This window comes from Microcoleus sp. PH2017_05_CCC_O_A (assembly GCF_020738785.1).
In the GTDB taxonomy this organism is placed as follows: domain Bacteria; phylum Cyanobacteriota; class Cyanobacteriia; order Cyanobacteriales; family Microcoleaceae; genus Microcoleus.
Genome location: NZ_JAEQCB010000019.1, coordinates 1 through 25,435, shown reverse-complemented (window position 1 = coordinate 25,435; position 25,435 = coordinate 1). Strand labels below are relative to the sequence as shown.

The window sequence follows — 25,435 nt, the reverse complement described above, 5'->3', positions numbered from 1 at the left end:
ATATAATGATGGACGATCGCTCTTTTATGATTTCTCCTAACTTTTCTGGAATTTACCGCGGCATCAGCGAGATTTTTCCCGATCGACCTGATTCTAGCAACCCTGACGAAAATCTGGCCCAACTGCTGGCAAATGTCGATCGACCGTTGCGAGTCAAACTGGGAATCGACGCCACAGGGGCGAACATTCACTTGGGACACAGCATTTGCTTCCGCAAGCTGCGAGCTTTTCAGGATGCAGGCCACACGGCGGTACTGGTCATCGGAGATTTTACCGCAAGAATTGGCGATCCGACTGGGAAGTCGGAGACGCGCGCTCAGTTGACAGCCGAACAAGTGGCGGAAAATGCCAAGACTTATTTAGACCAAGTGCGTCCGATTCTAGATTTTGACACGCCCGGACGTTTGGAAATTCGCTATAACTCCGAGTGGTTGTCAAAATTGGACATGGCGAAGATTTTGGAACTGCTAGGCACGATGACGGTGCAGCAGATGCTCGCTAAAGAGGGATTTGATAACAGGATGCAGCAGGAAAATGCGATTTTCCTGCACGAGTTTATGTATCCAGTAATGCAGGGTTACGATTCAGTAGTGTTGGAAGCCGATGTGGAGTTGGGCGGAACTGACCAAAAGTTTAATATTGCGGTGGGAAGAGATTTGCAGCGGCATTTTGGGATGAAACCGCAGTTTGGTTTGCTGATGCCGATTTTGATCGGGACTGACGGCGTGCAAAAGATGTCGAAGTCTTTGAATAATTATGTCGGTTTGTCGGAAGATCCGCTGACGATGTATTCTAAGTTGGAGAAAATTGCCGATCGCTCGATCGCCCAGTATTTCGAGCTATTGACAGATTTGCCACTTGATGAATTGCCAGAAAATCCGCGCGAAAAACAGAAACTTTTGGCTGTGGATGTGGTAAGTCAGTATTTTGGGAAAGCAGCGGGCGATCGGGCACAACAAGATGCGATCGCGCTAATCAAAGGTGCGGCGGGACAAGCTGATGCTGTGGCGGAGTTTTCTTTAGCAAGCGTGGAGTTTCCGGCCAAGTTGTTTTATATTCTGAGTGCTAGCGGGCTTTGTAAGAGCAGCGGCGATGCACGGAAGTTGATGCAGGGCGGCGGAGTGAAGTTGGAGGGTGAGAAAGTTTCGGATGTTAATCTTACCTTTGAATCACCAGGTGATTTATGCGGTAAAGTTTTGCAAGTAGGCAAAAATAAGTTTGTCCGCTTAGTGGATTGAGTTGGGATTTGTTAACCGCCATTGGTGTCAACTTAAGTCTATAACCCTTGATAAATCTCGCTTTGCTCCGAGGCCAGATCCCCCTAAATCCCCCTTAAGAAGGGGGACTTTGAGAATACTCTTGTCCCCCCCTTCTTAAGGGGGGTTAGGGGGGATCTAGACCCGAACCCCAAACAGCAGTCTGTGACTACGTTTGACGTTTTGACACCAATCTACTATGAAGTTCTTACTATGAAAGATACTACGATCGCAGATAAAATTATTGTTCCTTTGGATGTTGCGAGTTTGGAAAGTGCGATCGCCCTGATCGACAAACTGCCCGACGTATCATTCTGGAAAGTCGGTTTAGAGTTATTCGTTAGCTGCGGGCCGGCAATTATCGAGATTCTGAAAGAACGGGAAAAACGGATTTTTCTCGATTTGAAATTTCACGATATTCCGAATACTGTGGCGGGTGCTTGTCGTGCTGCTGCTAAATACAATGTAGATTTATTGACCATCCATTCTACTTGTGGTAAAGATGCTTTGAAAGCGGCACAGTCAGCTTTGGTAGAAGGGGCGGCGGCGGTTGAGAAACCGACTCCTAAATTGATTGCAATTACGCTGTTAACGAGTTTGAATTCGCGACAGTTGGCTTTCGAGTTAAAGATACCTTTAGAGTTGCCGGAATATGCTTTGCACATGGCATTGTTAGCTAAGGAAACAGGTTTAGCTGGTGCTGTTTGTTCTCCCCAAGAAGCGGAACAGTTAAGAATGAGTTGCGGGGATGATTTTTTGTTGGTTTGTCCGGGGGTTCGTCCAAAATGGGCTGATGGAGGCGATCAAAGGCGATCGATGACTCCGAAGGCTGCTTTAAAAGCTGGTGCTGATTATCTGGTGATTGGGCGGCCGATTACGGCTTCCGACGATCCGGTGGCGGCTTTTGCGCGGATTTGTGAAGAGATTGGATAAACAGAATCGATGAACACAGATCAACTTCCATCCGCGTTCATCTGTGTTTATCTGCTAACATCTGCGGTTGCAAGTCCGACTTTGGCTGCTAATTTTGTCACAAATGGCGATCGCAGTATAAACGCAAGTCGGTACAGTTTGTTAGCGCGATCGCCCTGTCCGGCTGATTTGGAAGCTTTAGTCGATCGCCTGTTGCAGGATTTGCCGAGTTATGCTAACCGGGTAATTGTGCGATCGGGCTTTGCTCCTAACAATTCTAGGGCGATCGGTGACGTGCAGCGTCAAATAATTTTAGCAGGTCGCCCGGAGTTTGAACCGCTACCTTTAAATTTTGCAGAAGCACTTCCCGAAAATGCCAGTCAAGTTTTTATTACTACTTTGGAACTGCAATATCGCGGAGGAAAGCGAGTCGAGATTCAGCAATATCACTGGCTGTTTTTAGCTAAAACAGAGAAGGGCTGGGAATTAGTAAAAATTGTTTCTAGGTTTGGTACAGTGGCGGATGTTAGTCCGTTGTCGCCGGCAGAAAACGAAAAAAGCGCAATTGCTGAGGCGATTCGTTTGTGGTTGCGAGATTGTTATGCAAAATGAGAAAGTATCAAGGGTTGAGAAGTTCATACACCAACACATACAACTCGAAAACCACAGTCATGATAGTCAAATTCCGGCGTATTGAAAAAGCGAAAAGCAGAACGGCAATTCCTCGGATGGTAAAGCCACGACCCCCCGCGCAGCACCCTTGCTATTTTATTATTTTGAGATTTTACTAATAATTCAATAGAATTTTGATAGCGATTATCATTACATTTTTCATCCCAGGCGCTACCATCAGTTGGTGCTCCGTAATAGCTACCGTGCCAGGGGTCAACGCACCACTCCCAGACGTTCCCGTGCATATCATATAAACCAAAAGCATTGGGAGAAAAACTGCCTGCATCTGTAGTTTGTTCTCGATACTGACTTTTTGGTGAATTATTGTAAGAGTAATTACCGTTATAGTTAACAATATCTGTAGTAATTGTTTCACCAAAATAGAACGGTGCAGTCGTACCAGCACGACAAGCATATTCCCATTCTGCCTCAGTGGGCAAGCGATAATTGCGTCCAGTATGTTTAGATAACCTAGCACAAAATTCCACCGCCTCATACCAAGAGACATTTTCTACTGGTAGGTTATTGCCTTTGAATTTAGAGGGGTCTGGGTTGAGATGATATTGAATTTGTGGCAATTTAGCAACGGCTTTCCACTGTGCTTGTACGATCGCATATTTTCCGAAAAGGAAAGGTTGAATTGTGACAGGATGTTGAGGTTTTTCTTTATATTGGCTTTCTGCTTCAATGTCTGGCGCACCCATTGTGAAGGTTCCACTGGGAATTCCTATCATTTCTAACTGCACGCCATTTTCCAAGTCTTCAGTAAAGGATTTGAAGTAAGAGGCTTTTGGTTTAAATTTAGCTGATATTTTATTAGCTGCTGCTGAAGAATGAACGGGTTTTGCTGGCGGTAGTGGTGCTAATATTTGATTGGGTAATACTGAGATTGAATCAAGAGCTTGCAATACTTCTCCTGCTGATTGATAGCGCGCACCAACTGGAAATAGTATCATTTTATCTAAAATTTTTGCCAAGTCCTTGTTGAGATGAACTGTCTTGTTTTTCCAGTTCCATTGCATTTGCATCGGATCGAAAAGTTCATCAAACAAAATTCCATTTATCTCTTTCAGGAAACATCCGGTTAATAACCGAATGCAAGTTACACCAAGACTGTACAAGTCACTCGCTGGAAAAACATGACCTTGCATTTGTTCCGGTGCCGCATAACCAGGAGTGCCAGTTACAGTTCCCACTTTAGTCAAAACACTACCGCTCAATTCCTTGGCAACTCCAAAGTCAATCAATACTAAAGAACCGTGAGAATTTCTAATGATGTTTTCCGGCTTAATGTCTCGGTGAATTACCTTTTGGTTGTGAACAAAATCTAATATCGGTAGCAATTCATTCAGTAATTGTTTAATTTGTTTTTCGCTAAACTTTCCCTGCTGCTCTAATTCTTTTAATAAATCCTCACCGTCTATAAATTCTTGTACTAGATAGAAGCGTTTATTTTGTTCAAAAAATGCCAATAGATCGGGGATTTGAGGATGTTTGCCTAAATCTCGCAGTCTGACTGCTTCTTGTTTGAATAACTGCGTCGCTTTCTGGATGGCGGCATTCCCTTGTAGTTGCGGGAGAAATTGTTTGATTACACAAATTGTATCGAGTCGATGTTCGTCTACGGCTTTGAATGTACGGCCGAAAGCTCCTTCGGAAATGTATTTTACTGCACGGTATCTGTCTCCGAGTAGCAGTTTGTTTCCGCATTTTTGGCAGAATTGGGTGATGGGTGGGTTGGGATGGAGGCAGTCGGGATTAAGGCATTGACTCATAATTTTTTTTGGTTTAATATTTTTAGATTAACATAATTTACCTATTTTAATACCAGTTGCCAACAAGCTACTGTTTGACGATTAGACCCTCGATCCCCCCTAGCCCCCCTTAATAAGGGGGGGACAAGAGTGAACATCAAAGTCCCCCTTTTTAAGGGGGATTTAGGGGGATCGAGACTCTGGTAAAAGCGAGATTTATCATGCTCTCTTTAACTTACTGCTTTAAATTCATCCAATTTAGCTTTTACTGCCTGCATATCTTGCCACATAAACCATTTTGGTGTTTCCGGTTCGCGGGAGGGATTTCGCAACAAGTATGATGGGTGAAAAATTGGCATACACAAACGTCCTTCCCATTCAATCCATTGACCTCGAATTTTACTAATTGGTCGCTTGTCGCTTAACAAACCTTTTAGGGCTGTAGCACCAGTTAATAAAATGATTTTGGGGTCTAAGATGCGAATTTGTTCGAGCAAGTATGGTTTGCAAGCTTCGATTTCTTTTGCTGTGGGAGGGCGGTTGTTGGGAGGGCGACATTTGATGACGTTGGCTATGAATGCGTCGGTTTCTGTGCTCAATTCTACGGATTCTAAAATCTTATCTAACAGTTTGCCCGATCGCCCTACGAAGGGTAATCCGGTTTCATCTTCATTTTGTCCGGGCGCTTCTCCCACAATCAAAATCGAGGCTTGAGGATTGCCGCGCCCGATGACGGCGTGAGTGCGGGTATTTCCCAATTCGCAGCGGTGACAGCGGTTGCAGTGTTCGCCGATTTGTTCCATGTTTTGATAGGTGCCGGCGGGAATGGGAATTTTGGCATTTGCTGGTATTGAGTCGTTTTGGAAAGCAGCACTTTGATTGCTGTCAAAAAGGCTGAGTTGCAAGTCGCTGGACATATGTTTAAACAGTTGATAGTTGACAGTTGACAGTTGATAGTTGATAGTTGATAGTTGATAGTTGACAGTTGATAGTTGATAGTTGATAGTTGACAGCGAAAATCCGATCTAGGTTTTTGCTCTAATTGTGCACCGTCAATTGTCCGCTGTTAAAGATAGAGGGGATTTTGGGGAAGCTAGAGTTATAGTTTAGATCGGGTTTGCTCGTACAGGCAAAAATATGTTCTCTAACCCGTTTTTTGACGATCGCGCCGATGCAGGCGAAAAACTGGCCGAGGCAGTTGCAGGCGAGCTCGGCAAGTTGAATTTAACAACACAGGATACTATTAAACCGATTGTTTACGCCTTGCCGCGCGGGGGTTTGCCGGTTGCTGTACCGATTGCGCGCCGCTTGGGCTGTGCTTTGGATGTGGTTGTCGCCAAGAAAATTACTCGCCCAGATAATTTGGAATTGGCGATCGGGGCTGCAACTGCTGACGGCCAGGTTCTCTGGCAAAAGCAAAATCAGCAAAATTTACGCTTGCAAAAATCAGCACTCCAGCAGGCTGAAAATAGCGCTCAATCTCTGTTGGCAGATTTGGCTTCGGGACGGCCCAATGTCAGCGCAGCGGGGTCTTTGGCGATTTTAGTGGACGATGGGATTGCGACGGGGATGACGGTGGCTGTGGCGGCGCAGGCTTTGCAGTCGCAGCAACCGATGGCTTTGTGGATTTGCGCGCCCGTCGCCCCGCCAGAGTTGATGGGATTTTTGGCGCAAATGAGCGATAAGTCGATTATTCTGGAGACTCCTCACCCTTTTTACAGTGTTAGCCGCTTTTACGCCCAGTTTCCGCAGGTGGAGACGGCGGAGGCTTTGGTGTGTTTGCAGCGACAGATTGAATGGCGATCGTAGGTTAAGCTGGAAGGCTACATCCAAAAGCTCGATCGTTAAAACATGAGAAGTTGGGAATATTGGTTGAACACTGTGATTCTGTCTAGCCAGCAAAATCCGCCTCGGTTTGTTGAGTTGGTGATGTTGACTTTGGCGATGATTTTTCTCGGGCTGTGGAGTGTAACGTTGCAGTGGCAGTATTTAACGCTGTCTTTGAGTTATATCATTGGTTCCTCTTTCTCAATTTTGGTGCGGGAATATATCGGGCCGCGGCCTCAATTTCAGTGGACTCATTTCACTGCTTTGTTATTGTTAATTATCAGTTTTTATAGTTTTGCTGAATTGATTAGATAGTTGAGGGGTTGTGAAGGAACCACCGGCGGGACGCCTGTTCCACCACAGAATCACCACCACAGAATCACAGGCGAGACGCCTGTTCCACCGCAGACTACAGGCGGGAGGATTATCCTAGACTCTAATGGGATTGATGCAAAATTAGGCGATTTCCGGCGGGATCGAAGGCATAGATTTCTAAGCCGTGTGAGGCTTTGATAATTTCTCCGGCGGGCGGATAACCTAAGGCCCAGATTCGGGCGATCGCAGTTTCGATATTGCTGACTTCCAAACACAAACTCATGCCTGTTTTGGCTCGATTTGCAAATTCCGATTTGTGGGAATCTTTCGGTTTGAATATGCCGAGTCTCAGGCCGGGGAGTTGAAATTCAGCATAATTATTGGGAATGTAAGGGTTTGGTTCTAGGTCGAGAAATTTGGTGTAAAATTTAACGAGAACTTCTTTGTCAAGGTCTGCTAAAGTCACGAAGGCTGCGCTGTATTGGAAACTCATATAAATGGGTAATGGGTAATTGGTAATTGGAGATTGGGGGAATTGGCAATGGGAAAATCGCTTTACCTATGCAATAGATTCCCCTTCTCAAGTCTTTCGATTACCCAACTTTCAACATCTTCTTCTTGAAGAACCTTTGCACCAAGTTCTGAGTACGTCGAGGTAGCTTGCTGATAATTTTGCTGAGATTCTTGATAGTTATCAGCGTCTTTTTTTGGCGGTAGTGCCATGATTGCAATAGGAAAATTAGGTTGACACTGTTTTACATCAGTAATCATCCAAAACAGAGATTTTTGCAGGTGTTCCGGTATCTTCACCTCAAATGATACACCGTGTGCTGCCAAGTAAGGTTGCCCATTAGCAACAACTGCATCAAACTTGTGAGAGTCTCGACTACCCTGCACGGAATAACTTGTTTTTAGGAGTTCTTTAGCATCATTTTTCACGTACTTTTGAAAAACATTTCTAAATTTAGAAGTGGTCAATCTTGCAGCATCTTGGCGGTCACGTCGATGCGGCTTTTGGGAATTCAAATCTACCAAAAAATTACTAGCAATATCTTCTAGTAAACTATCGACATCTGCTAAGGAGCCACGAGGTTCTGTCCACTGAATACTATTGAGCCAATCCTGGGCAATTTTATTTAAACGTTCCTGATAAGGAGCATTTGGGTTATCCCCAGGAAAAATCAATCCACAGTCAGCAGCTTGGGACATTCGCTGAGCAAACTCTTTCAAGAAAGTAACATCTTCCATGCCAAAATGCCGCACCCGCTCCCAGTTTGTGAGAAACTGAACGCGCACCTGTTCTTCGTTAAAAGCAACAACGCCAATATTAATCCGTTCGTTAGCAATTGGATTGGGAACGTATTGAACGATACTATACTTGCTTGCCATTGTTTCCGCCTTTTTGTCTGACAGTGGCTATAAGAGCGCCAGTAAATCCTGTCTTCTTTTAACAATATACTCTACCATGGTAACACGCTCGTCAATTGTAAATCCCCATTCCCTGGGCGGAGCAGCCACAGCTTGAATAATGCTTTCTTCGCTGACAGCATCGAGAAGCATAAGTCCCTGGCTAATCTCCTCTGGCTTTAGTTGACATTTAGAAACAAGGTGGGGGTTTATCTCAGCATTAGCAGCTTCGAGCAAGTCGCGCTGGTTCCACTTTGGGCCGCCTGGAAAGAAATGACCGTGGTCTACAGAGTAAACTAAATTGGGACGAAAATTTTGATAGATGAATTGACAGTCATTAGCATATACCCATCCGTACAGCAAAATCAGCAAAGCAAACCTTTCGCGGTTTTCGGGCTGGTTTGTGTGCTTGATTTCTTCTCTTTCGGCAGAACATTTAGGGATGTAAAGCGTAGCATGAGCCGTTCCAGGAGTAAGATAAGAAAATCTAGAATCTTCAGCAATTAGTTCCTCATAAATTTCAACAATACAAGGTTCTCCCACAGGTGCTCCGATTGCGATACCGAGTCTTGCTACCACCTGATCGTTGACGATTTGACGCCCTGCTTGTTGCCCCTTGATGACATATTCCCGCTTATCAATGCCCCGTGCTAAAACTGGACGTGCGGCAGAAGCCCACCCTGAATGAAAGGTAATGATAATTATCGGATCTTCAGCTCGATCGATTCCGGCTTCTAAACAATCTTTCCACCTTTTTCTTCTCTCTTGCTTAGTCTCTGCACTATCGCTCACAATAATTTTGCAGTCATAAATTTGCTGGAAAATTATACATTATCACTTTAGATAGCAAGACTCAACGATTTTTTTTCTCGTGCTGCGAAGGAGACAAAGGAAGAGGAAAGCAAGAGTTCGCGAAAAATTCGGCAAGGATTGCTACACATTCTTAAAATCCGCCAATTCGTCCAACTATTTTGATTTTACCTTGTTCGTCGCTTTTGAGAATCACAGCTTCGCCGCTTTGGGGAACAATATTTGTAATTGCTGTAATATTTACTTGATGAGTTACCATAATAATAGCGCCTTTAGTGTTGCGGTTGTCAACAATCAATTTGCGGATTGTCGCTGTTTGTCGGGCTTCTTTGCTGCTGTCGCTAAAGAACGAGTTGAGTGTTCTTAATGGCTCGACTTTACCTAAATTTATTAGTTTTGCTGTTTCCAAACACCGACACCACTGACTCGATAAAACTCTGGCAATTTTGATGTTGCGGTTGCGAAATTCGGCTCCAATTTGCTGGGCTTGGGTTCTTCCCTGGGCTGATAAGTTGCGCTGGGTGGAACAGTCGCCCAATTTAAAGTTAGCAGGATCTCCGGTTCCAGGGGCGATCGCGTGTCGCATTGCCACCACCAACCCTGTCTCGCCCCGCTGCAACAGTTGCCATCCCGCTTGAGTCTGGGCGTTGGTTGCTGCGTCAGAAGTTGCAGTTGCATTGATTATGCCGATCGACAATACTAAAGCTAGCGAGCCGAAAAACCATTGACCGTTGAGGTGAATCCGCACAGCCATTGTTCCAGAACCTAGAAATTATCTTATCATATTGTAATACAACAAATATTTCTCTATGGAACTCACCAATTTTATTGCTCTGTCTGTCATTGTTGTGGCTGCCCTGGGGATTGGCATGGGAACAATGACTTGGGCTTACTCCGGTAAGGGCAGCATTTCGGTACTGTTTAAAGAACCTATTTTAAACTCGCCAGAATTTCCCGATACTGACAGCGGTAGGAAAGCTGCGGCTTATTTCCAAGCTGGAATTGAGGCTTATCAGTCGGGAAATTACCGCAAAGCTGAAGATAAATTTACTAGCGCCATACAAGAGGTTTCAACGGCAGAGGCTTACCACAATCGCGGTTTGATTTTTGCGAATTTGCGATCGGATGGTGAGGCTGTTGCAGATTTGATCCGTGCTAGCGAATTATACCAAGAGCAGGGTAATGGAAGTGCGATCGACAGCATCAAACAAAACCTGGAAGCGTTGAAGCAGCGCAAGTTAGAACGGGAGAAGCAAAAATAGATCAAAAAATAATAACGAAATTCCCGGCTTTTTTAAGAAGTCGGGAATCAGAGAGGGCAAGCTGAATTTACGTTTGCTGCCAATCAAATTTAAATATTAGTTATGATTTTAAAATAGTCTTGTATCTTCGATTCTGTCAATTTGAGCAATCAACATTTCTCGGCTACAAGCAACGTGTCGATAATTAGTAATTGGATCGTAAGCTTCCCATTCTTGAGTTACTTCGCGGTCTTGCCACATAAACCATTCGCGGTAAATTTCGCCTTCATCAATATCGCCGCATACAGCCAGCCAATCATCTCCTCCCAAACTGCTGTAATCTCCTCCCACTAAGTCGATCCAAGCAGCAGCGATACAATAGTCCATGTTACTGTGAGAATTCATCCCATGATTGTTGGAATTAATTTTTTGAGAGTGTACGGAAGTTTCGGGGAAGCAAAGAGTAGATTTCATATGTATTTCCTGAATGTCATGTTGTTACTTTAGAAAAAATCCCTGAGTCATGGTGTTCGCCAAATGCCACTATCCGTACCTTCACACTTTTTCGCTCGATCGCGGATGACGGGCGATCGCACTCAAACGTTTGTCCTGTATAACTTGAGAGTGTGTTTCTGCGTACAAGCAACAGACGCTAAATTCAGCCAATTCGCCAACTGGCACAAGGGCGAAGCTGGAACCCATAGTTAGGAATCACGGACTAAGGTTATACTTGCTGAGGGGGTTAGTTTCAGTACAGTTTGCAAAGTCGATCGATAATTAATCAGGTCAATATGCTAGAGCTTCACTGCCATACAACTTACTCCGACGGTACTCTCACCCCCAGCCAACTCGTAGCAGCCGCCGCTGCCTCAGGAGTTAGGGCTTTAGCCATCACGGATCACGATACGATGTCGGGTTGGGACGAAGCCTTCGCCGCCGCTAGCTTGTACAATCTAGAAATAGTACCAGGGCTAGAACTCAGTACGGTACATAACGGTCGATCGCTGCATATTTTAGGTTTTTATCCCGATGCAAATAAGCTGCGAGATCCTTTGAAAGCGCGCCTGGAAGGACGGTTTCGGCGATCGCAGGAAATGGTAGAAAAACTAGCAGCAATGGGATACGCGATCGAACTGCCAACAACATCCCCAGGAATGGCACCGGGAAGGCCTCACATTGCCTCTGCACTGGTAAAAGCGGGTCACGCAAAATCATCGCGAGAAGCCTTCGATAGGTGGCTGGGAGACAACGGCCCGGCTTACGTGCATTACGAGAAATTCTCGATCGCAGAAGGCATCGATTTACTCAAGAGTTGCGGCGCAGTACCAGTCTGGGCTCACCCTTATTTGTTTCGCGGCGGCGCTGTTGAGGAAGTCTTGAAAGAATTAGTAGATGCTGGTTTAATGGGAGTTGAAGTATACCATCCCAGCCACAGTTCCAGCCAAATTCATAAGTTAAAACAATTGTGCCTCGATCGCGGTTTGCTGATGACAGGTGGCAGCGATTATCACGGCCCCGAAGTAGAAAGAAATGAAAGGAAAGGTGTTGAAACTACTCACTTGAATATGCTGCATATACCGTTAGAATTGCTCGAACCGATTAAAGTTGCAGCGGCGAGTTTAAAATAGTTTGTAACTTTTTGGGCGGGCTAGAAGCCCACCCCACAATAATTTGAGTATAACTGTAGGGTGCGTGACTCAGTTTTTATCAGAGTAAATCTGAATAATCAAGTCATTCTGACGCACCCTACTACTGCGGTTTCTGTATCAATAAAATATTGGGCAAAAACTCTACTGAAAACCAATAAAAATCAAAATCAACATAAATTAATGTGAAGTTAGCGAGCAACTTCTGTTGAGCTAATGTTAGGGTGGTAGTAGCGTTCAACTACTCAATGGAGCTGATTATGAGTACAGAAGACAGAGCAAAGGCGATCGGCAAAAACGTAGAAGGCAAAGCTCAGGAAATTTTCGGTAACATCACGGGCAATAAAAAAGACCAGGCAGAAGGCAAAGCGAAACAAGCGGAATCCGCCGCCCGCCACGCAGCAGAAGATGTGAAAGATGCGGTAAAAAATCTGACGGATAAGGCCAAAAGGGCGATCGACAAATTGTAAGCTGTCGGGCATCTAGATTGTATTTTTGGGGCGGGCTTCCCGCCCGCCCCAAAAGATTTTAATCAAAATTAAATCTAAGATTTAGAGGCGTCTGGGCAGATAAAATATTAAAGCTATTCCTTATTAAGAGGTATGAATGGATTCTATTAGAGTGGAAAGATTACGCTGTCTGGCTGACACTGGCTATATTGAGTTAAAGCCTATAACTGTTCTTCTTGGGCAAAACAGTTCAGGTAAGAGTAGTTTTCTGCGTATTCTTCCTCTATTGAAACAAAGCCTAGAATCTAGAACAACTGGGCCAATACTTTGGTCAGGTCGCCTAGTTGACTTCGGTAATTTTGAGGATGCTCATCAAACAGGAGCAGAAGATAATATTGAATTTTCTTTTAACTTCAAGCTCGAATCAAGACAGTTTCCCTCTGCTAGAGATTTTTCTTACTTTCTTTTTTCGGGAGAAGCAAAGATTTTAAACACTTGTGATATAACGTTAACTCTCCAAGTCTCAGAAAATAAAAAGAAAGAAACAACAAGAACAAGTAGAATCTTTTTGCAGCTTGAAGATTCAAAAATCCAATTATCTTTTGGTGAGGATGATTCTCTAACGGACTTTTTCGTAAATTCATTTAACGTTTTAAATTTGGGTAATAAATATGTTACTAGAAAATTTGACAGGAGTCTGATTCTGCCAACTATTACTGAAAGTGAGCAAAAAAAAGAATATGAATTTGAAAAATCATCCTCACTATCTCCTGGTTTTGTAAGATATCGTTCTCGCTTCAGAGCTTTATTTCAAGCTTTGATAGACAAAACCAAAGAGACGGCTCATCATGCAACTAAGTTAGAGACTATTATTCAAATGGCACTCTCTTTTGGTCTCGGCAACTCAGAAAATATGTTAAAAGATATTCAAGAAAATAATATTGCTGGCAAATCTTGGAAGAATAAAACTAAGAATTGGACAGTTGAGACAAAAGATTTTAAAGATTTAAGGGATCTGATTATCGCAAATGCGATACCTTTTATTCTTGAAAAATGTGATGATACACTAGCGAACTTCTCAAAGAATATTAGCTATATTGGGCCAGTACGAGCTACAGCAGAGCGTTATTACCGAACTCAAGATTTAGCTGTTGATGAAGTGGATTACCAAGGTAATAATCTTGCAATGTTTTTACGCAATCTAACTGATTCAGAAATGAAAAACTTTTCTACCTGGACTTTAGATAATTTTGGATTTAAGCCATCAATTAAATCTAGCCTTGGTCACATTTCAGTAAAAATTCGTTCTAAAAATTCTGATAAATACCTGAATGTTGCTGATACTGGATTTGGTTTTTCTCAAATTCTTCCTGTTATTACTCAATTATGGTTACTAAGTTCATTTCGTCGAGTAAACCGAGGAACAATAACCTACGCTATTGAGCAACCTGAGTTACATCTTCATCCCCGTCTGCAAGGAACTTTAACAGATGCATTGGTTAAGTCAATCAAAGCAGCTAAGGAGAAGAAGATTCAGCTACGTTTAATGATTGAAACCCATAGTGAAGTATTGGTAAATCGCCTCGGACAATTAGTTTCCGAAGGTAAAATTTCTCCTGATGAAATCAACATTGTTTTATTTGAGCCATGCGATAAACCAGGAGAAGTAAGAATAAGAAACTCTCAATTCAATTCAGATGGGTATCTTTTAAACTGGCCGCTAGATTTTTTCGAGATGGAACTTGTATAAATGCTAATTTTGATTGATAGCTCTGTAGTAGATAAGGGAGATGAAAATACTTGGGACGATGAGACTGTTTTGGCTTTAGAAAATCTTGCATCTGCCCGTCGGGAAGGTAAGCATATAGTAATGGCTAAGAGAGAAACTTTTAAAAAAATTGCTCAATGCTCTCGTTTATCTCAATTTGCTAGAAATATTTACCATAAGTTATACAACCAATCTACACAATTTCAATCCTATCTTTCGGCGGTAACAAGATATATTGAAATTGTTAATCCTTGTTATGAACCAGCAGTGATTTCTGATTCAGGTAAGCAAATTATTAAAGTTGGCCCACGTTTTTTTAATGATTCAGAGTCTGTACAGAAAACCATACTCTTGTGTGAAAATAGTGATGATGCTGTTTTATACGAAATTATAGCAAAAGTTTATCTTATATGGAAAAAGATGAATGTAAAAATAGTATGCGAACCTAGAGGTGGTGGTGGTAATACAATTTCTAGTGAGTATATTAATATTCAAAAATTTAAAAAACGCTTTTGCCTTTGTATTGTAGATAGCGATAAAATTGCTCCTGATGGAAATCTAGGCTCGACGGCATCTCGCCTCCAAGCTTTGAGCGATTCTACTTGTATAAATACGGAAAATTTTATTCTTGATTGCCGTGAAGTTGAAAACTTAATACCTAATTCAATTTTATCTGAACTGTGTTCCAAAAATCAGGAAAGACTCAAAGCATTAAAAATTTTTGAAGATATTAGTAGTAGTGCAGTCGATATTAGGTATTTTTTAGATATAAAAAAAGGAACTAGAATGAAGGAAGTTATTCAATCAAGTAACCCTAATATTAAGTCTTTTTGGGAAGTAAAGATTTCTATGAGTCCCCATATATTAAGTTGTATAGATAATTGGTGTCAAGTTAACTGGCAATGCAGTAGTAGTGGAGAATGTCAATGTAAAATCTCACTGGGATTTGGAGAAAGTACGCTCAGCAATACCGTTGAATATCTTAAACAAAAAAGTCCTCATGAGATTGCCAGAATAATTGATAAGTCCATGGTTTCTGATTGGGAAAAGATGGGACAGGTTGTGATGAACTGGTGCATTGCTGAAAGTCCTATTCGTGCTTGATACTTTGCTATTACTTGTTTATTTATAAAGGCGAAGCGCCTAAATCTGCGGTTAAAAATCCGGTTCCGCAGCTAAAAGTTCGATCGCCAAATCCATCTTATCCTTCCCCCGCGCCAGAAAACCTTCGCACTCCTGCAAACACTCCACAGCCACCGCAAACTGCTCAAAAACCTCCTCTAGAGGCAACTCTCCCGACTCCACTCGATCGATAATCGCCTCAATGCGATCGACCGTTTCCTCATAATTCCAGCCAGACTGACGCAACTGCGAGTTAACCATAACATTTATTCTGCATCCAAAACTTCCACAATCTTAACCTTCAGCACACCGCGACTCAACCTCACCGTCAACTCCTCGCCCAATTCCAAACCCTCAGTTTGGCGGACAATCGTACCGTCACCTTGGATTACCGCCGCATAACCCCTTTCCAAAACCGCCGCCGGATTTAGCGCCGCTAACTTTTCTTGCAATATCTCCAGTTTACCAGTTGCTTGCCGCAAAGTTCGCGATGTCGCAGGCAACCGTTTTAAGCGATTTTGTAGCTGTTGCAAATGCTGTTCTTCTTGCTGAAATCTTGCCCGCACAACACTTGCTAAATTAAGCATTCTCTGCCTGTGTTCCCAGTAAATATCTGCTAAAATTGGTACGGCTTGAGTAGCGGCCGCCGTCGGAGTATGCGCTCGTTTATCTGCTACTAAATCTGCCAGAGATTCGTCTCTTTCGTGGCCGATGCCTGTAATAATTGGGATTGTGCAATTCGCGATCGCCCTGACGACTCTTTCATCGTTAAAACAAGCCAAATCCTCCGCAGAACCGCCGCCCCGCCCTAAAATTATGACATCCGCCCTACCGTCCAATTCTACACGGGCGATCGCCCTAACAATCGCAGCAGCAGCCAAATCCCCCTGCACCAAAGTGGGCGACAGCAACACCTGCAAACCCGGATATCTCTGTGCTAACGTGCGCTGAATATCCCCCCACGCAGCGCCAGTATCCGATGTCACCACCGCCACAATCTGCGGGTGTGCGGGAATCGGGCGCTTTCTGGCGCGATCGAAGAAACCCTCAGCTTCCAAGCGCGATCGCAATTGCTGCAACCGCAAAGCCTCCAATCCTTCCCCACCCGGTAGCGATTTGGAAACAATCAACTTGTAATCCCCGCGAGGTTCGTAAACCTGAATGCTTCCGAAAACCAGCAATTGCTCGCCTTTTACGGGCATTCGTCGCAAGTTTTGCTGTTGATAAGTCCACACCACGCAGGTAATCGCAGCGCTTGTGTCGGGATCGCGTAGAGTGAAATAACAGCCGCTGGAATGCCGCGAAACGTTCGACACCTCGCCCGTTAGCCAAATCGATCGCAGGTTGCGATCGCCCTCCAGCAATTCTTTCAGGTATGATGTTAGTCCGCCCACCGATAACGTTGTGTCAGGGAAAATTGAATTCATTAAACAATTGTAGATTTGAGATTTGAGATTTGAGATTTAGGCTACTATATCTAAGGTATTTATTTGTAAGTCTATCCTCTGCGAGGGCTTCTCTACCGGCGAAGGTAAATTAACAGCAAACAAACTAATGATATCAGATGTCATGACTTCGATGAATGTGCTGCGCCAAGAGGCTGCGGCGATCGGCATTACTGATGCCGAAGCCAGAAAATATGGCGATCTCAGACATAAAAGAACTTGGTCTTTGGCGATCGAACATCACCTCTCGATGCAAGATTTTGCCGATCGCGAAGCCCTCGAAGAAGATCGCACAGCATCCGATTCTGACAGCGCACTCAGCCGCTCTCAGACTGAAGAGTCGAAAGACTACGGCATTCAGCTAACGGCGAACCTGGGTGAATCTGGAGTCAAAACAGATAACAAAACAGCATCTGGGGCTTCGTTGCAACAGCCAGGAATGGCGATCCTCTTCGAGGGCTTCGCTAACGGGCGATCGCCCAACAATTCCGATTACCGCACCAACCCAAACAGAGGTTTTAAACAAGTAGTTCAAAACCACATTAAAGCATTGACAATTTCCTCAGCATCCCGCACAATTCAGCTAAATTCACAACTCAACAATTGGGTTTGTCCCGAGTGCAGCCCCGAGGGCGAATCGGGTTGTCACCTGTGCGCCGGAGAAGGCAATGTCAGCGACATTGCAGCTATTGGCTGGACACTAGCTTATATGGAAATGTTGGGATGTTCTGCTCGCGAAATAGAACCGCTCAGGAAATTTTCGCCTGCGTCCGAAACTCTAGAATTGAATTTAAAATCTTGTGTTGCTATCAAGAAAAGTACCGAAGTTTTAGCGCGTAAATTGGTAATTGGTAATTGGTAATTGGTAATTGGTAATTGGTAATTGGTAATTGGTAATTGGTAATTGGTAATTGGTAATTGGTAATTGGTAATTGGTTCTCAAAAAAGTGAGGTATGCCCTATGCCCGGTTTGCCCTATGCCCAATCGTCCGCGAATCTTTCGCTCGAAAGGCTATAATATCAAATCATCATCCCCTCATTTCCGGTCGCTGACAAACAACACGGATTCTAGTTTTTTTAAAGCAACTTCTAAATCGTCGTTGACAACTTGGAAGTCGAATTCGCCCGCAGCTTCAATCTCCTCTTTAGCCCGCAGCAACCGACGGGCGATCGCAATTTCGGAATCTTGACCCCGACTCCGCAGCCTGCGCTCCAATTCTTCCCAAGAAGGAGGTAAAATAAAAATTCGCAAAGCTTCAGAAAACTTATTTCTAATTTGCCTTGCTCCTTCGAGTTCAATTTCCAGGATTACCCATTTTCCCTCGCCGATTCCCTGTTTGAGAGCAAAAAATGGAGTACCGTAAAAATTGCCAGCAAACTCAGCCCATTCAGCCAATTCGCCAGCCTCAACCATTTCCTCAAAACGGCTGCGGCTGACAAAATAGTAGTGTTGTCCCTCAATTTCTCCCTCGCGGGGCTTACGAGTTGTCACCGATACCGAAAGATATAATTCGGGATGGCGGTTGAGGAGCGATCGCACTAGGGTGCCTTTCCCCACACCGCTAGGCCCCGTCAGAACAATTAATTTACCGGATTTCATTTTTAGAAGAGAAACGTGTCACAATTTGAGTTTTCGCTTACTCTAGACTGTAAGTGCTCAAATTGCAACCAACAAACCTCAATCATCCCGACCTTGACCGTCTTTGCCGATCGCAAAACGATTAGCAACCGTTTCCGGCTGAATCGCCGAGAGGATAACGTGACTCGAATCAGTAATAATTACCGCCCTCGTGCGGCGGCCGTAAGTAGCATCAACCAGTTGTCCGCGCTCCCGCGCATCAGTAATTATACGCTTAATTGGCGCTGACTCGGGACTGACAATGGCAATCACTCGGTTAGCCGACACAATATTACCAAAGCCGATATTAATTAATTGAATATCCATGAATATCTCAATCTATAGGTGAACAAGTAACTATCAATCCTTACTTATTATCATATATAAATACATTTTTTCTGGCAAGTTAAAATTATTCATAACAAAAAGTTTTAAATTTTCACCTTCATTTTTTGCTCTTTTTTGAAGCAGAGTCTGCCAATCTTTATCAAAACTTTAAAAAACTACCGCTGGTGACCGCTGGATGTTAAAGATTCGGTAAAATTCTCAATTTTTCGTTGCGAATAAAAGCTTTAGCTGTATGGAGAAAACCGCCAGTAAATGTTGCGAAATATAAAGGAAGTTTCAGGTGGAGGGAAAGTTAAGTACCATCACTGATTAATGATAGAAAATATTCACGAAAGGCAGTTTATACTGACAGTATTGAGATTGATGCTGCTTTGATGGGCCTTCAAGCTAATCCAAAAGCTGCTGGCGATTACCTACGGGATAGCCACGTGGCGCGTACATCATCCCCAATCTTTTTGTGGCAAATTGGGGATGATGTGCCAAACTACAGATGTTTGTTGCATGATGTTCTACAAAAAAAATGTTTCGTAGTGAGGACTTTAGTCCTATTAATACCAATTTAAAAGTGTTACTATAACCCTTCGATATTGTTCTTATAAAATTAGGTACGTTGTTGGGCTTTAGCCCTCTTTAGAAGTATAGATAAAGAGGGCTAAAGCCCAACAACGTACCTTTATTTATTAATATGAAAGTTGCGTCTAATACGCCATCCGAACTTTAAGGGATTAGGGATTAGGGGGAATCTACCTTAAGTGAACTGTATTGGATTATATGTAAATAAAAATTATAGGACTAAAGTCCTCACTACAAACTTTTTAATCCCGCTTTTTAGCGGGATTAATGCAGATGAATTTACCTGCATTAATCCTCAATTATTGGACAGTTTGTTAAGCCGCAACTAAACCGCTGTGTCTCAACAAAGCTTTAGTGCTCGGTTCGCGTCCTCGGAATGTTTTAAACACTTCCATCGGGTGCAAACTGCCACCCAATCCTAACACTGTATCTCGGAAGAGTTTACCTGTAGAGGCGATCGCACTTTCATCTTCCAAACCCGCCTCCTCAAACGCCGCAAAAGCATCAGCACTAAGGACTTCCGCCCATTTATAGCTGTAATAGCCCGCCGCATAGCCGCCCGCAAAAATGTGTCCGAAAGCGCACAAAAATGCGTCTTCTTCCAGAGGAGGCAAAACAGTTGTCGTTTTAGCGATGCGGTTGCGGACATCCGCCACAGTTTCGCTGCCGCCCGATCGATAGCGGTGGTGCAATTCAATATCAACACTGCTAAAATGTACTTGCCTGAGCATGGCACTGCCGCTCATGTAGTGGCGCGCTGCTAACAGCTTTTGGTAATAGTGTTCCGGCAAAGTTTCCCCAGTTTGGTAATGTTTTGCCATCCCGAACAAAGTCGCCCTATCGTAACACCAATTTTCCATAAATTGACTGGGCAATTCCACCGCATCCCACTCAACATTATTGATGCCAGAAGCCCCCGGATAGTCTACCGTTGTTAGCATATGCTGCAAACCGTGGCCGAATTCGTGAAACAAAGTTTCTACTTCCACAAAAGTCATTAAACTCGGTTTCCCATCAACCGGAGGGCTTTGGTTGCACACCAAATACGCCACAGGTAAGCGCGTTGTTGTTTTTCCCGCTTCCACAAACTTAGCGCGCACCACGCACTCATCCATCCAAGCACCGCCGCGCTTTTCTTCTGGGCGGCTGTAGGGGTCTAGATAGAAATTGGCGATCGCATTTCCGGCTTCATCATCTATTCTAAAATAGCGCACGTCTTTGTGCCAGACAGGAGCTTGACCGTCCGTCGCCGTTACCGTCACGCCGAACAGCCGCTTTACTAATCCAAATAACCCCTCCAATACCTGCGGCAAAGCAAAATAAGGACGCAATTCTTCGGCACTAAAAGCAAACTTTTCTTCCCGCTGCCTTTCCGACCAAAAACCAATATCCCAGTGCTTCAAATCCTCAGCTTCCAGCGCACCTTTAGAGGCAGCAAAAGCTTTTAATTCTTCTAAATCTTTGACAGCAGCATCGTAGCTAGCCAAGCGCAATTCTTCTAACAAAGCTTCCACTGCTGTAACGTTAGGAGCCATTTTGCTCGCCAAGCTCAATTCGGCATAACTGCTAAACCCGAGCAAAGCTGCTTTTTCGTGGCGCAGTGCTAAAATGCGATCGGTCAAAGGCCAGTTATTCAAATCTCCACTGCTAGCTCTGCCGATCAAAGCTTTGTACAACTTTTCGCGCAAATCGCGGCGAGTGCTGTGCTGCATGAAAGGCCCGTAACTCGGAAAGTCTAAAGTAATCCGCCAAGGGCCATTTTCGGCATCCGCATTTTCGGCGCCGGCACTGCGAGCCGCTTGAGCTGCTAAACTCAACAAACTCGGCGGTAAACCGTCAATTTCGTCTTTGTTTGTGAGGGTGATACTGAAAGCTTTGGTAGCGTCGAGGACATGATTGGAAAATTGAGTAGTAATTTCTGCCATTTCTAATTGAATGGCATTGAAACGCTCTTTTTGCTCGCCTTCTAAACCGACGCCGGAGAGTTGAGCATCTCGGAGGGAGGCTTCGACAATTCGCTGTTGAGCTGGCTCTAAACTGTCCCAATTTTCGCTGGCCCGCAGCGCTTTAAAACCTTCATAAAGCGGTTTGCTCTGACTGAGCTTGCTCGCAAATTTTACTACTTCTGGCTGCACTGTTTCGTGAGCCGATCGCAATTCCGGACTATTTTTCACCCCCATCAAATGTCCGACAATGCTCCAAGTCCAATTTAAACGCTCTCCGAGCCGCTGCAATGGTTCTACCAAGCCGCTCCAAGTCGGCTCAACAGAGGCTTCTAAGGCAGCTAACTCGGCTTCTAGTTCCGTCAGCAGTTGCGTAACGGCGGGGACTACGTGTTCTGGTGCGATCGCGTCAAACGGTGGCAATCCTTTGCCAATTAATAACGGGTTATCAGTAACAGTTACGGTTGCGGTCATTTAATTTTCTTGTAACAGGTTGAAAACAGGTGAACTAGACAGATTACCTTTTCAATTTGTAACACAGTTGTCTAAAAAATTCGACTCCAGCCGGGAGAGGGGGAGAGGGGGAGAAGGGGAGAAGGGGAAAATCTTCCTTCTGAGTGATGACTAATGACCAATTACAACTGCCAACTATCAACTGCCAACTGCCAACGGGAGCATCTCATTTTTTAAACAAGCATTTTTTATTATAGTGCGAGCGTCCCCGCTCGCGAGTATTGCAATACTCGCGAGCGGGGACGCTCGCACTATTAAATGCAAAACTGAGATGCTCCCCTGCCAACTATCAACTATCAACTGCCAACTGCCAACTGTCAACTGTCAACTGCCAACTGCCAACTGTCAACTGTCAACTATCAACAGTCACCTGTCTTGTGTGTGCTGCAACTCCTTGACAACCGAGATTAAGCGCTTGAGATGAGGTTTGACAACTTCTTGCTGCTCGTGTTCCAAACGGTGAATTTGAGCTTGAACTACAGACAAATCCGGAGTCGATTGGTACGCAGGAGCTTGCACTTGGCTTTGCAGATTAGCCATAACTTTCTGGATTTCCAAAAATCGAGTATTTACTAATTCCCAGTCATCTCGGGTGAGAGCAGTTTCTGTCAAGCTCTTCATCGCACTTTGCAGTTGTTCGATCGCCTGTTCCACAGCTTCGATATTTGTCGGTTGGCCGATCGATAAATCTTGCATTTGTTCCCTCACCTGCTGGCGAACATCGAGCACAGCAGACGCCACAATTTCTTGCAAAGAAGCTACCGACTCTCCCAAACTCAGCAATTGCCGCTCAATATCGATCGACTCCTCAAAAGCTGCATTCCTAGGCAATGCAGCCATTTGCTGGCGCAGCGCTGCAATATCTGCTGACAAATGCCTCCGCAATTTAACAATTACCGTTACCGCCGTTTTTTCGACCTTATTTACAGACTTTTGTACTTGGGCCAATTCCGAAGTTTGATGAACCCGCACTTGCTGCTCGAACCGATACCGATTAGCCACATTCAGCGACAAAGCCAAGGTTAGGGGAGCCACCCCGTAAAAAGCTTGACCAGACACTGCCACCGCCAAGGAACCCAAACCAGAGGCCGCCAGAGAGGCGTACTCTGCCACCTCCAGCCAGTGCCTTTGAGGAAAACTTGGCCTCAAGCGGTTTCTAACAGAGGGGTTTGGCTTCCGCACGGCTCTTTGGGTCATAGTATTTTCTCGTTGTTGGTAAGGTTGCGAGACTGGGTGGAGCATTCATTTATATCCTTTTTTCAGTTATATGTTTTTGATTATTGCCGCGCACTCTTCTATTTTTACCTAATTCAGTAAGTTAAGGATGATTGACACATTATTATGTATTTGCGAGCCGTCTTGCTGTCGCCCACAATTGGGGCTGTTAAAAGCTGAGCCCCAAGGCGCCCTCTATTTTACAGGACGGGGGCGCGATCGCAGGCAGGCGATCGACAATTGCTGCACAGGCCAGTCGATTTTAGATTTTCCATTTTTCGATTTGAGATTAAAACTGCCACCTACTGAGGGCGATCGAAGCTTTTAGGCGATCGGTAGTTGCGTTTTTGTTCGTGCATTGGTATAATTTACTTTTTCTCAATTTCTCAGATATAATTTACAGCAAGACTTGACAAATGAAATCAGAAAAACCCGAAAATGCCGATCGGCTTAAATCTATTTTCACTATCATAATCTTTATCATTCTCGTCCTAGCAGTCGGCTTTTTAAGCGTGAATTTTATTTCAGCTCTCTATGCTAAATTTGCTTAAAATTAGGACTTATCCCACGGGTGTCCAAAAACCGGGTTTTTTGCGAGAATATTTCGTGAGTTCCACAGAATCGGTAAAAAACCCGGTTTCTTTAGTCGAAGTGCACAATATCAAGGTCGGACACGGGAGTGTCGTGTCCTGACCGTGGGTAGTTTATTATAATTTCAACTGTAAAGATTGTGCTCTGGATCTAGCCAGACAATATAAAAAACATTTTCACTAAAAAATCCATGTACCCTGCCGTATTCATTAGCAGAGATTTGAAACTGGTAGGGCATATTTACTAGCGCAGATTCATTGGGAATTCCGAAGCCATTAGGTTCGGTAGTATTTTGCCAAGCTATGCCATGACAACGCAAACTTTTACTCTGATTATTGATAACTTCTTGAGCATTCAATTGCGACAAATCCCGCAGCCGTCTCAATAGAGATGCTAGATACTTAGCATCTCTACCGCCAATTGGGAACTTATTTTTCTCATCCTGATAATACCTGAAAGAAAAACTAATTCCTTCTGGAATTTGGATATTGACAACCTCTCTCCTTGCCGAAGATGGTTGACTGCGAATCTCTGTATCTTGTCTTTTTTTATGCTTCTTCGATGACACGGCTTTTGTAAAATTTTTTCATTGATTCCTTGGTAATAATAGCATGAGAAGGTTCATCTTTTGGCAACTCACCTCTAGCATTAATCCAAGGATCTTCGCGTCGCACCATCAATTCTAACTCATAGGCATCCCGAAAGAGGTAATCATCGGATAACTCGTCTAAAAACTCTTGTACTTCTTTGGGAAACTCTGGTTTTTCGACTTCTTTCAGAATTGGCTTAAAGTCAAATTGTTCTTTGTATTCATAAAATAAAGCCGGGATAGTCGGCCCGTGTACCCAAGCTTCAAAATCTTCATCAAACAGCGGTGTATCTTCAAAGGCTAAATACCATGCTTGGGCGTAGTACAAGAGTTTTTGTAGCTTGTGGTTGCTGAGGTAGGAGCCTACATCATTCGCGAACCAGATGTAGTAATCAGCGAGTTGGGAGGCTGTTGTGACTGTAGTTATTGTTGTCATATAACTCGACTCAATATGTTTTGTATTTTATGATAGCACAGTCACCCTCTTTTATGATTTGGCGGTTGAAACCGCTACTACACAAACAAAGTCTGCCTCCGCAGACTAAGAAATAAAAGGCTTATTGATATTAGTACAACATCTCGGTTACAATCCTTTGATATACTGCTTCAGTACAGGTGAGAGAGTGTAAAGACTTCCCTGGTTGACTGGCTGGTTTTCTTTCGCCAACAATGACAGGACTTGTTTTTCTAGTTCGGAAGTGCGATCGAACTGCTCATCTAAAACATCTTTCAAATCTTCTGGCAATAATATGGTATCATCTATTAATAACTCTGCCGCGCCGATTCCCAACTCTTGAATCAAAGTCGCCACGCTTTTTAGCCATAACGGGTTGCCTTGGTAGCGGTGAATGAGTGCTTGGCAGTTGTCGATTTCTGCTAATCCTTTATCTCTGAGTATTTGCCGTGCGGACGCGATATCTAAGCCCGTCAGTTGTAAGGTACGAATGGGAGTATTTTCGCTGGTGAGTTGAGGAACTTCTTTCGGTGGTTCCCAACCGATTAGCAGAAAGCAACTTTGATGGGATAATTTTTCTATCTGTTTGAATAAAGAGCGATATTCTTCATATTTTGGTTTGTACTTTCCTGCCAATTCGCCGCTACAGAAAAGGTTGTGAACGTCATCTAATACTATTAAACAGCGATGGTTTTGTAAATATTTAATTAAAGGTAAGCGTTTCTGGTTGGTTGGGGATGAATCTAGGTTTTCTGAATTGGAAAAAAGCTGTGTTAGGTTAGATTGAAATTTATCGATGGTGGGGAATTCGTCTAGGGTGAACCAAGCTGCGTACTCAAACTCGTTTTTGATTTGTTGTACGAGTTGTACTGCTAGGGATGTTTTGCCGATTCCGCTGATACCGGTGAGGGTGATGAGGCGGCAGTTTTGTTGTAGAATCCAGGTTGTGAGGGTTTGGAGTTCGTGG

The 25,435-nt window shown here is 43.9% G+C and carries 31 protein-coding genes; 13 read left to right on the top strand and 18 right to left on the bottom strand.

Annotation, left to right across the window (positions count from 1 at the left end; translation table 11 throughout):
• The first annotated feature begins 5 nt into the window (after window positions 1-5).
• The 3 genes from tyrS to JGK20_RS06300 all read left to right on the top strand — a co-directional run bounded on the left by tyrS (window position 6) and on the right by JGK20_RS06300 (window position 2,780).
• Complete coding sequence (tyrS, locus tag JGK20_RS06310; RefSeq protein ID WP_293229834.1) at window positions 6-1,238, top strand: tyrosine--tRNA ligase; 1,233 nt, start codon at window positions 6-8, stop codon at window positions 1,236-1,238.
• 231 nt (window positions 1,239-1,469) lie between these two features.
• A complete protein-coding gene (gene pyrF, locus JGK20_RS06305) occupies window positions 1,470-2,189 on the top strand; it encodes an orotidine-5'-phosphate decarboxylase (RefSeq protein WP_293229801.1) in 720 nt (239 codons plus the stop codon).
• 9 nt (window positions 2,190-2,198) lie between these two features.
• Window positions 2,199-2,780 (top strand): hypothetical protein, encoded by a 582-nt coding sequence (locus JGK20_RS06300; protein ID WP_293176104.1) that lies wholly within the window; start codon window positions 2,199-2,201, stop codon window positions 2,778-2,780.
• A 23-nt stretch (window positions 2,781-2,803) separates the two neighbouring features.
• On the opposite strand, the gene JGK20_RS06295 is transcribed toward JGK20_RS06300, so the two are convergent.
• Entirely contained in the window at window positions 2,804-4,615 is a 1,812-nt protein-coding gene (locus JGK20_RS06295) for a bifunctional serine/threonine-protein kinase/formylglycine-generating enzyme family protein (RefSeq protein WP_293191182.1), read from the bottom strand.
• 209 nt (window positions 4,616-4,824) lie between these two features.
• Window positions 4,825-5,511 (bottom strand): uracil-DNA glycosylase, encoded by a 687-nt coding sequence (locus JGK20_RS06290; RefSeq protein ID WP_293176108.1) that lies wholly within the window; start codon window positions 5,509-5,511, stop codon window positions 4,825-4,827.
• A gap of 220 nt (window positions 5,512-5,731) precedes the next feature.
• Between JGK20_RS06290 and JGK20_RS06285 the strand changes: the two genes are divergently transcribed.
• Together JGK20_RS06285 and JGK20_RS06280 are read left to right on the top strand one after the other, a co-directional pair.
• Complete coding sequence (locus tag JGK20_RS06285) at window positions 5,732-6,403, top strand: phosphoribosyltransferase family protein (RefSeq protein WP_293210430.1); 672 nt, start codon at window positions 5,732-5,734, stop codon at window positions 6,401-6,403.
• A 72-nt stretch (window positions 6,404-6,475) separates the two neighbouring features.
• Complete coding sequence (locus JGK20_RS06280; RefSeq protein ID WP_366038583.1) at window positions 6,476-6,736, top strand: hypothetical protein; 261 nt, start codon at window positions 6,476-6,478, stop codon at window positions 6,734-6,736.
• A gap of 121 nt (window positions 6,737-6,857) precedes the next feature.
• On the opposite strand, the gene JGK20_RS06275 is transcribed toward JGK20_RS06280, so the two are convergent.
• From JGK20_RS06275 to JGK20_RS06260, 4 genes are all read right to left on the bottom strand, one after another.
• Window positions 6,858-7,229, bottom strand: a complete 372-nt coding sequence (locus JGK20_RS06275; RefSeq protein WP_293191180.1) for a VOC family protein — start codon at window positions 7,227-7,229, stop codon at window positions 6,858-6,860.
• Between the two features lie 62 nt (window positions 7,230-7,291).
• Window positions 7,292-8,125, bottom strand: coding sequence for a DUF3037 domain-containing protein (locus JGK20_RS06270; RefSeq protein ID WP_293176116.1), 834 nt, complete (start codon window positions 8,123-8,125; stop codon window positions 7,292-7,294).
• Window positions 8,126-8,152: 27 nt separating this feature from the next.
• On the bottom strand, window positions 8,153-8,935 hold the full coding sequence (locus JGK20_RS06265; RefSeq protein WP_293197097.1) for a HipA family kinase: 783 nt from the start codon (window positions 8,933-8,935) through the stop codon (window positions 8,153-8,155).
• A 151-nt stretch (window positions 8,936-9,086) separates the two neighbouring features.
• Window positions 9,087-9,707: a histidine phosphatase family protein gene (locus JGK20_RS06260; protein ID WP_293229799.1), complete on the bottom strand. Its 621-nt coding sequence runs from the start codon at window positions 9,705-9,707 to the stop codon at window positions 9,087-9,089.
• 55 nt (window positions 9,708-9,762) lie between these two features.
• Between JGK20_RS06260 and JGK20_RS06255 the strand changes: the two genes are divergently transcribed.
• Window positions 9,763-10,215, top strand: coding sequence for a hypothetical protein (locus tag JGK20_RS06255; protein WP_293176122.1), 453 nt, complete (start codon window positions 9,763-9,765; stop codon window positions 10,213-10,215).
• Between the two features lie 108 nt (window positions 10,216-10,323).
• On the opposite strand, the gene JGK20_RS06250 is transcribed toward JGK20_RS06255, so the two are convergent.
• The gene (locus JGK20_RS06250; protein WP_293176124.1) at window positions 10,324-10,668 is read right to left on the bottom strand and encodes a hypothetical protein; all 345 of its coding nucleotides are present in this window, start codon (window positions 10,666-10,668) and stop codon (window positions 10,324-10,326) included.
• Between the two features lie 81 nt (window positions 10,669-10,749).
• The gene (locus JGK20_RS06245; RefSeq protein WP_293176126.1) at window positions 10,750-10,896 is read right to left on the bottom strand and encodes a hypothetical protein; all 147 of its coding nucleotides are present in this window, start codon (window positions 10,894-10,896) and stop codon (window positions 10,750-10,752) included.
• Window positions 10,897-10,985: 89 nt separating this feature from the next.
• On the opposite strand from JGK20_RS06245, the gene JGK20_RS06240 reads away from it, so the two are divergent.
• From JGK20_RS06240 to JGK20_RS06225, 4 genes are all read left to right on the top strand, one after another.
• On the top strand, window positions 10,986-11,822 hold the full coding sequence (locus JGK20_RS06240; protein ID WP_293205596.1) for a PHP domain-containing protein: 837 nt from the start codon (window positions 10,986-10,988) through the stop codon (window positions 11,820-11,822).
• Window positions 11,823-12,100: 278 nt separating this feature from the next.
• Window positions 12,101-12,310 carry a CsbD family protein gene (locus tag JGK20_RS06235; protein WP_293176130.1) on the top strand — a complete coding sequence of 70 codons (210 nt, stop codon included), beginning with the start codon at window positions 12,101-12,103 and terminating at the stop codon, window positions 12,308-12,310.
• A 136-nt stretch (window positions 12,311-12,446) separates the two neighbouring features.
• A complete protein-coding gene (locus tag JGK20_RS06230) occupies window positions 12,447-14,039 on the top strand; it encodes an AAA family ATPase (RefSeq protein ID WP_293176132.1) in 1,593 nt (530 codons plus the stop codon).
• On the top strand, window positions 14,040-15,161 hold the full coding sequence (locus JGK20_RS06225; RefSeq protein WP_293210432.1) for a hypothetical protein: 1,122 nt from the start codon (window positions 14,040-14,042) through the stop codon (window positions 15,159-15,161).
• A 51-nt stretch (window positions 15,162-15,212) separates the two neighbouring features.
• On the opposite strand, the gene xseB is transcribed toward JGK20_RS06225, so the two are convergent.
• Window positions 15,213-15,440, bottom strand: coding sequence for an exodeoxyribonuclease VII small subunit (gene xseB, locus JGK20_RS06220; RefSeq protein WP_293176136.1), 228 nt, complete (start codon window positions 15,438-15,440; stop codon window positions 15,213-15,215).
• 5 nt (window positions 15,441-15,445) lie between these two features.
• Entirely contained in the window at window positions 15,446-16,606 is a 1,161-nt protein-coding gene (xseA, locus tag JGK20_RS06215; protein ID WP_293229796.1) for an exodeoxyribonuclease VII large subunit, read from the bottom strand.
• A gap of 142 nt (window positions 16,607-16,748) precedes the next feature.
• On the opposite strand from xseA, the gene JGK20_RS06210 reads away from it, so the two are divergent.
• Window positions 16,749-17,486, top strand: a complete 738-nt coding sequence (locus JGK20_RS06210; RefSeq protein WP_293229794.1) for a hypothetical protein — start codon at window positions 16,749-16,751, stop codon at window positions 17,484-17,486.
• Here JGK20_RS06210 and JGK20_RS34435 read toward each other — a convergent pair.
• The 5 genes from JGK20_RS34435 to JGK20_RS06190 form a co-directional block, all read right to left on the bottom strand.
• Window positions 17,434-17,550: a hypothetical protein gene (locus JGK20_RS34435; protein WP_366038581.1), complete on the bottom strand. Its 117-nt coding sequence runs from the start codon at window positions 17,548-17,550 to the stop codon at window positions 17,434-17,436. The genes JGK20_RS06210 and JGK20_RS34435 overlap by 53 nt on opposite strands.
• 110 nt (window positions 17,551-17,660) lie before the next feature.
• Window positions 17,661-18,224, bottom strand: coding sequence for a guanylate kinase (gene gmk / locus JGK20_RS06205; RefSeq protein ID WP_293191176.1), 564 nt, complete (start codon window positions 18,222-18,224; stop codon window positions 17,661-17,663).
• Between the two features lie 78 nt (window positions 18,225-18,302).
• Window positions 18,303-18,569, bottom strand: coding sequence for an extracellular matrix/biofilm regulator RemA (remA, locus tag JGK20_RS06200; protein ID WP_172193250.1), 267 nt, complete (start codon window positions 18,567-18,569; stop codon window positions 18,303-18,305).
• Window positions 18,570-19,477: 908 nt separating this feature from the next.
• Complete coding sequence (locus tag JGK20_RS06195; RefSeq protein WP_293191174.1) at window positions 19,478-21,580, bottom strand: M3 family metallopeptidase; 2,103 nt, start codon at window positions 21,578-21,580, stop codon at window positions 19,478-19,480.
• A 405-nt stretch (window positions 21,581-21,985) separates the two neighbouring features.
• On the bottom strand, window positions 21,986-22,816 hold the full coding sequence (locus JGK20_RS06190) for a hypothetical protein (protein WP_293229791.1): 831 nt from the start codon (window positions 22,814-22,816) through the stop codon (window positions 21,986-21,988).
• A 127-nt stretch (window positions 22,817-22,943) separates the two neighbouring features.
• Here JGK20_RS06190 and JGK20_RS06185 point away from each other — a divergent pair, with 127 nt between their 5' ends.
• Together JGK20_RS06185 and JGK20_RS06180 are read left to right on the top strand one after the other, a co-directional pair.
• Complete coding sequence (locus tag JGK20_RS06185) at window positions 22,944-23,162, top strand: hypothetical protein (RefSeq protein WP_293210443.1); 219 nt, start codon at window positions 22,944-22,946, stop codon at window positions 23,160-23,162.
• Between the two features lie 88 nt (window positions 23,163-23,250).
• Window positions 23,251-23,385: a hypothetical protein gene (locus tag JGK20_RS06180; RefSeq protein ID WP_293176153.1), complete on the top strand. Its 135-nt coding sequence runs from the start codon at window positions 23,251-23,253 to the stop codon at window positions 23,383-23,385.
• 164 nt (window positions 23,386-23,549) lie between these two features.
• On the opposite strand, the gene JGK20_RS06175 is transcribed toward JGK20_RS06180, so the two are convergent.
• The 3 genes from JGK20_RS06175 to JGK20_RS06165 form a co-directional block, all read right to left on the bottom strand.
• Complete coding sequence (locus tag JGK20_RS06175) at window positions 23,550-23,993, bottom strand: hypothetical protein (protein WP_293176155.1); 444 nt, start codon at window positions 23,991-23,993, stop codon at window positions 23,550-23,552.
• Window positions 23,974-24,450 carry a type II toxin-antitoxin system antitoxin SocA domain-containing protein gene (locus tag JGK20_RS06170; RefSeq protein WP_293176157.1) on the bottom strand — a complete coding sequence of 159 codons (477 nt, stop codon included), beginning with the start codon at window positions 24,448-24,450 and terminating at the stop codon, window positions 23,974-23,976. Before JGK20_RS06170 ends, JGK20_RS06175 begins: the two co-directional genes overlap by 20 nt.
• A 147-nt stretch (window positions 24,451-24,597) precedes the next feature.
• The coding region (locus tag JGK20_RS06165) for an NB-ARC domain-containing protein (protein WP_293229788.1) at window positions 24,598-25,435 on the bottom strand (838 nt) is incomplete at its 5' end.

Excerpts from the sequence above, each read along its gene's own strand:
- JGK20_RS06260 (WP_293229799.1), bottom strand. The coding sequence starts at position 9,707 with ATGGCTGTGCGGATTCACCTCAACGGTCAATGGTTTTTCGGCTCGCTA.
- tyrS (WP_293229834.1), top strand. The coding sequence starts at position 6 with ATGATGGACGATCGCTCTTTTATGATTTCTCCTAACTTTTCTGGAATT.
- JGK20_RS06290 (WP_293176108.1), bottom strand. The coding sequence starts at position 5,511 with ATGTCCAGCGACTTGCAACTCAGCCTTTTTGACAGCAATCAAAGTGCT.
- JGK20_RS06270 (WP_293176116.1), bottom strand. The coding sequence starts at position 8,125 with ATGGCAAGCAAGTATAGTATCGTTCAATACGTTCCCAATCCAATTGCT.
- JGK20_RS06255 (WP_293176122.1), top strand. The coding sequence starts at position 9,763 with ATGGAACTCACCAATTTTATTGCTCTGTCTGTCATTGTTGTGGCTGCC.
- xseA (WP_293229796.1), bottom strand. The coding sequence starts at position 16,606 with ATGAATTCAATTTTCCCTGACACAACGTTATCGGTGGGCGGACTAACA.
- JGK20_RS06275 (WP_293191180.1), bottom strand. The coding sequence starts at position 7,229 with ATGAGTTTCCAATACAGCGCAGCCTTCGTGACTTTAGCAGACCTTGAC.
- JGK20_RS06230 (WP_293176132.1), top strand. The coding sequence starts at position 12,447 with ATGGATTCTATTAGAGTGGAAAGATTACGCTGTCTGGCTGACACTGGC.
- JGK20_RS06190 (WP_293229791.1), bottom strand. The coding sequence starts at position 22,816 with ATGACCCAAAGAGCCGTGCGGAAGCCAAACCCCTCTGTTAGAAACCGC.
- JGK20_RS06210 (WP_293229794.1), top strand. The coding sequence starts at position 16,749 with ATGACTTCGATGAATGTGCTGCGCCAAGAGGCTGCGGCGATCGGCATT.
- JGK20_RS06295 (WP_293191182.1), bottom strand. The coding sequence starts at position 4,615 with ATGAGTCAATGCCTTAATCCCGACTGCCTCCATCCCAACCCACCCATC.
- JGK20_RS06245 (WP_293176126.1), bottom strand. The coding sequence starts at position 10,896 with ATGGGTTCCAGCTTCGCCCTTGTGCCAGTTGGCGAATTGGCTGAATTT.
- JGK20_RS06285 (WP_293210430.1), top strand. The coding sequence starts at position 5,732 with ATGTTCTCTAACCCGTTTTTTGACGATCGCGCCGATGCAGGCGAAAAA.
- JGK20_RS06195 (WP_293191174.1), bottom strand. The coding sequence starts at position 21,580 with ATGACCGCAACCGTAACTGTTACTGATAACCCGTTATTAATTGGCAAA.
- remA (WP_172193250.1), bottom strand. The coding sequence starts at position 18,569 with ATGGATATTCAATTAATTAATATCGGCTTTGGTAATATTGTGTCGGCT.
- JGK20_RS06185 (WP_293210443.1), top strand. The coding sequence starts at position 22,944 with ATGATTGACACATTATTATGTATTTGCGAGCCGTCTTGCTGTCGCCCA.
- JGK20_RS06235 (WP_293176130.1), top strand. The coding sequence starts at position 12,101 with ATGAGTACAGAAGACAGAGCAAAGGCGATCGGCAAAAACGTAGAAGGC.
- JGK20_RS06250 (WP_293176124.1), bottom strand. The coding sequence starts at position 10,668 with ATGAAATCTACTCTTTGCTTCCCCGAAACTTCCGTACACTCTCAAAAA.
- JGK20_RS06225 (WP_293210432.1), top strand. The coding sequence starts at position 14,040 with ATGCTAATTTTGATTGATAGCTCTGTAGTAGATAAGGGAGATGAAAAT.
- gmk (WP_293191176.1), bottom strand. The coding sequence starts at position 18,224 with ATGAAATCCGGTAAATTAATTGTTCTGACGGGGCCTAGCGGTGTGGGG.
- xseB (WP_293176136.1), bottom strand. The coding sequence starts at position 15,440 with ATGGTTAACTCGCAGTTGCGTCAGTCTGGCTGGAATTATGAGGAAACG.
- JGK20_RS06300 (WP_293176104.1), top strand. The coding sequence starts at position 2,199 with ATGAACACAGATCAACTTCCATCCGCGTTCATCTGTGTTTATCTGCTA.
- JGK20_RS06170 (WP_293176157.1), bottom strand. The coding sequence starts at position 24,450 with ATGACAACAATAACTACAGTCACAACAGCCTCCCAACTCGCTGATTAC.
- pyrF (WP_293229801.1), top strand. The coding sequence starts at position 1,470 with ATGAAAGATACTACGATCGCAGATAAAATTATTGTTCCTTTGGATGTT.
- JGK20_RS06180 (WP_293176153.1), top strand. The coding sequence starts at position 23,251 with ATGAAATCAGAAAAACCCGAAAATGCCGATCGGCTTAAATCTATTTTC.
- JGK20_RS06240 (WP_293205596.1), top strand. The coding sequence starts at position 10,986 with ATGCTAGAGCTTCACTGCCATACAACTTACTCCGACGGTACTCTCACC.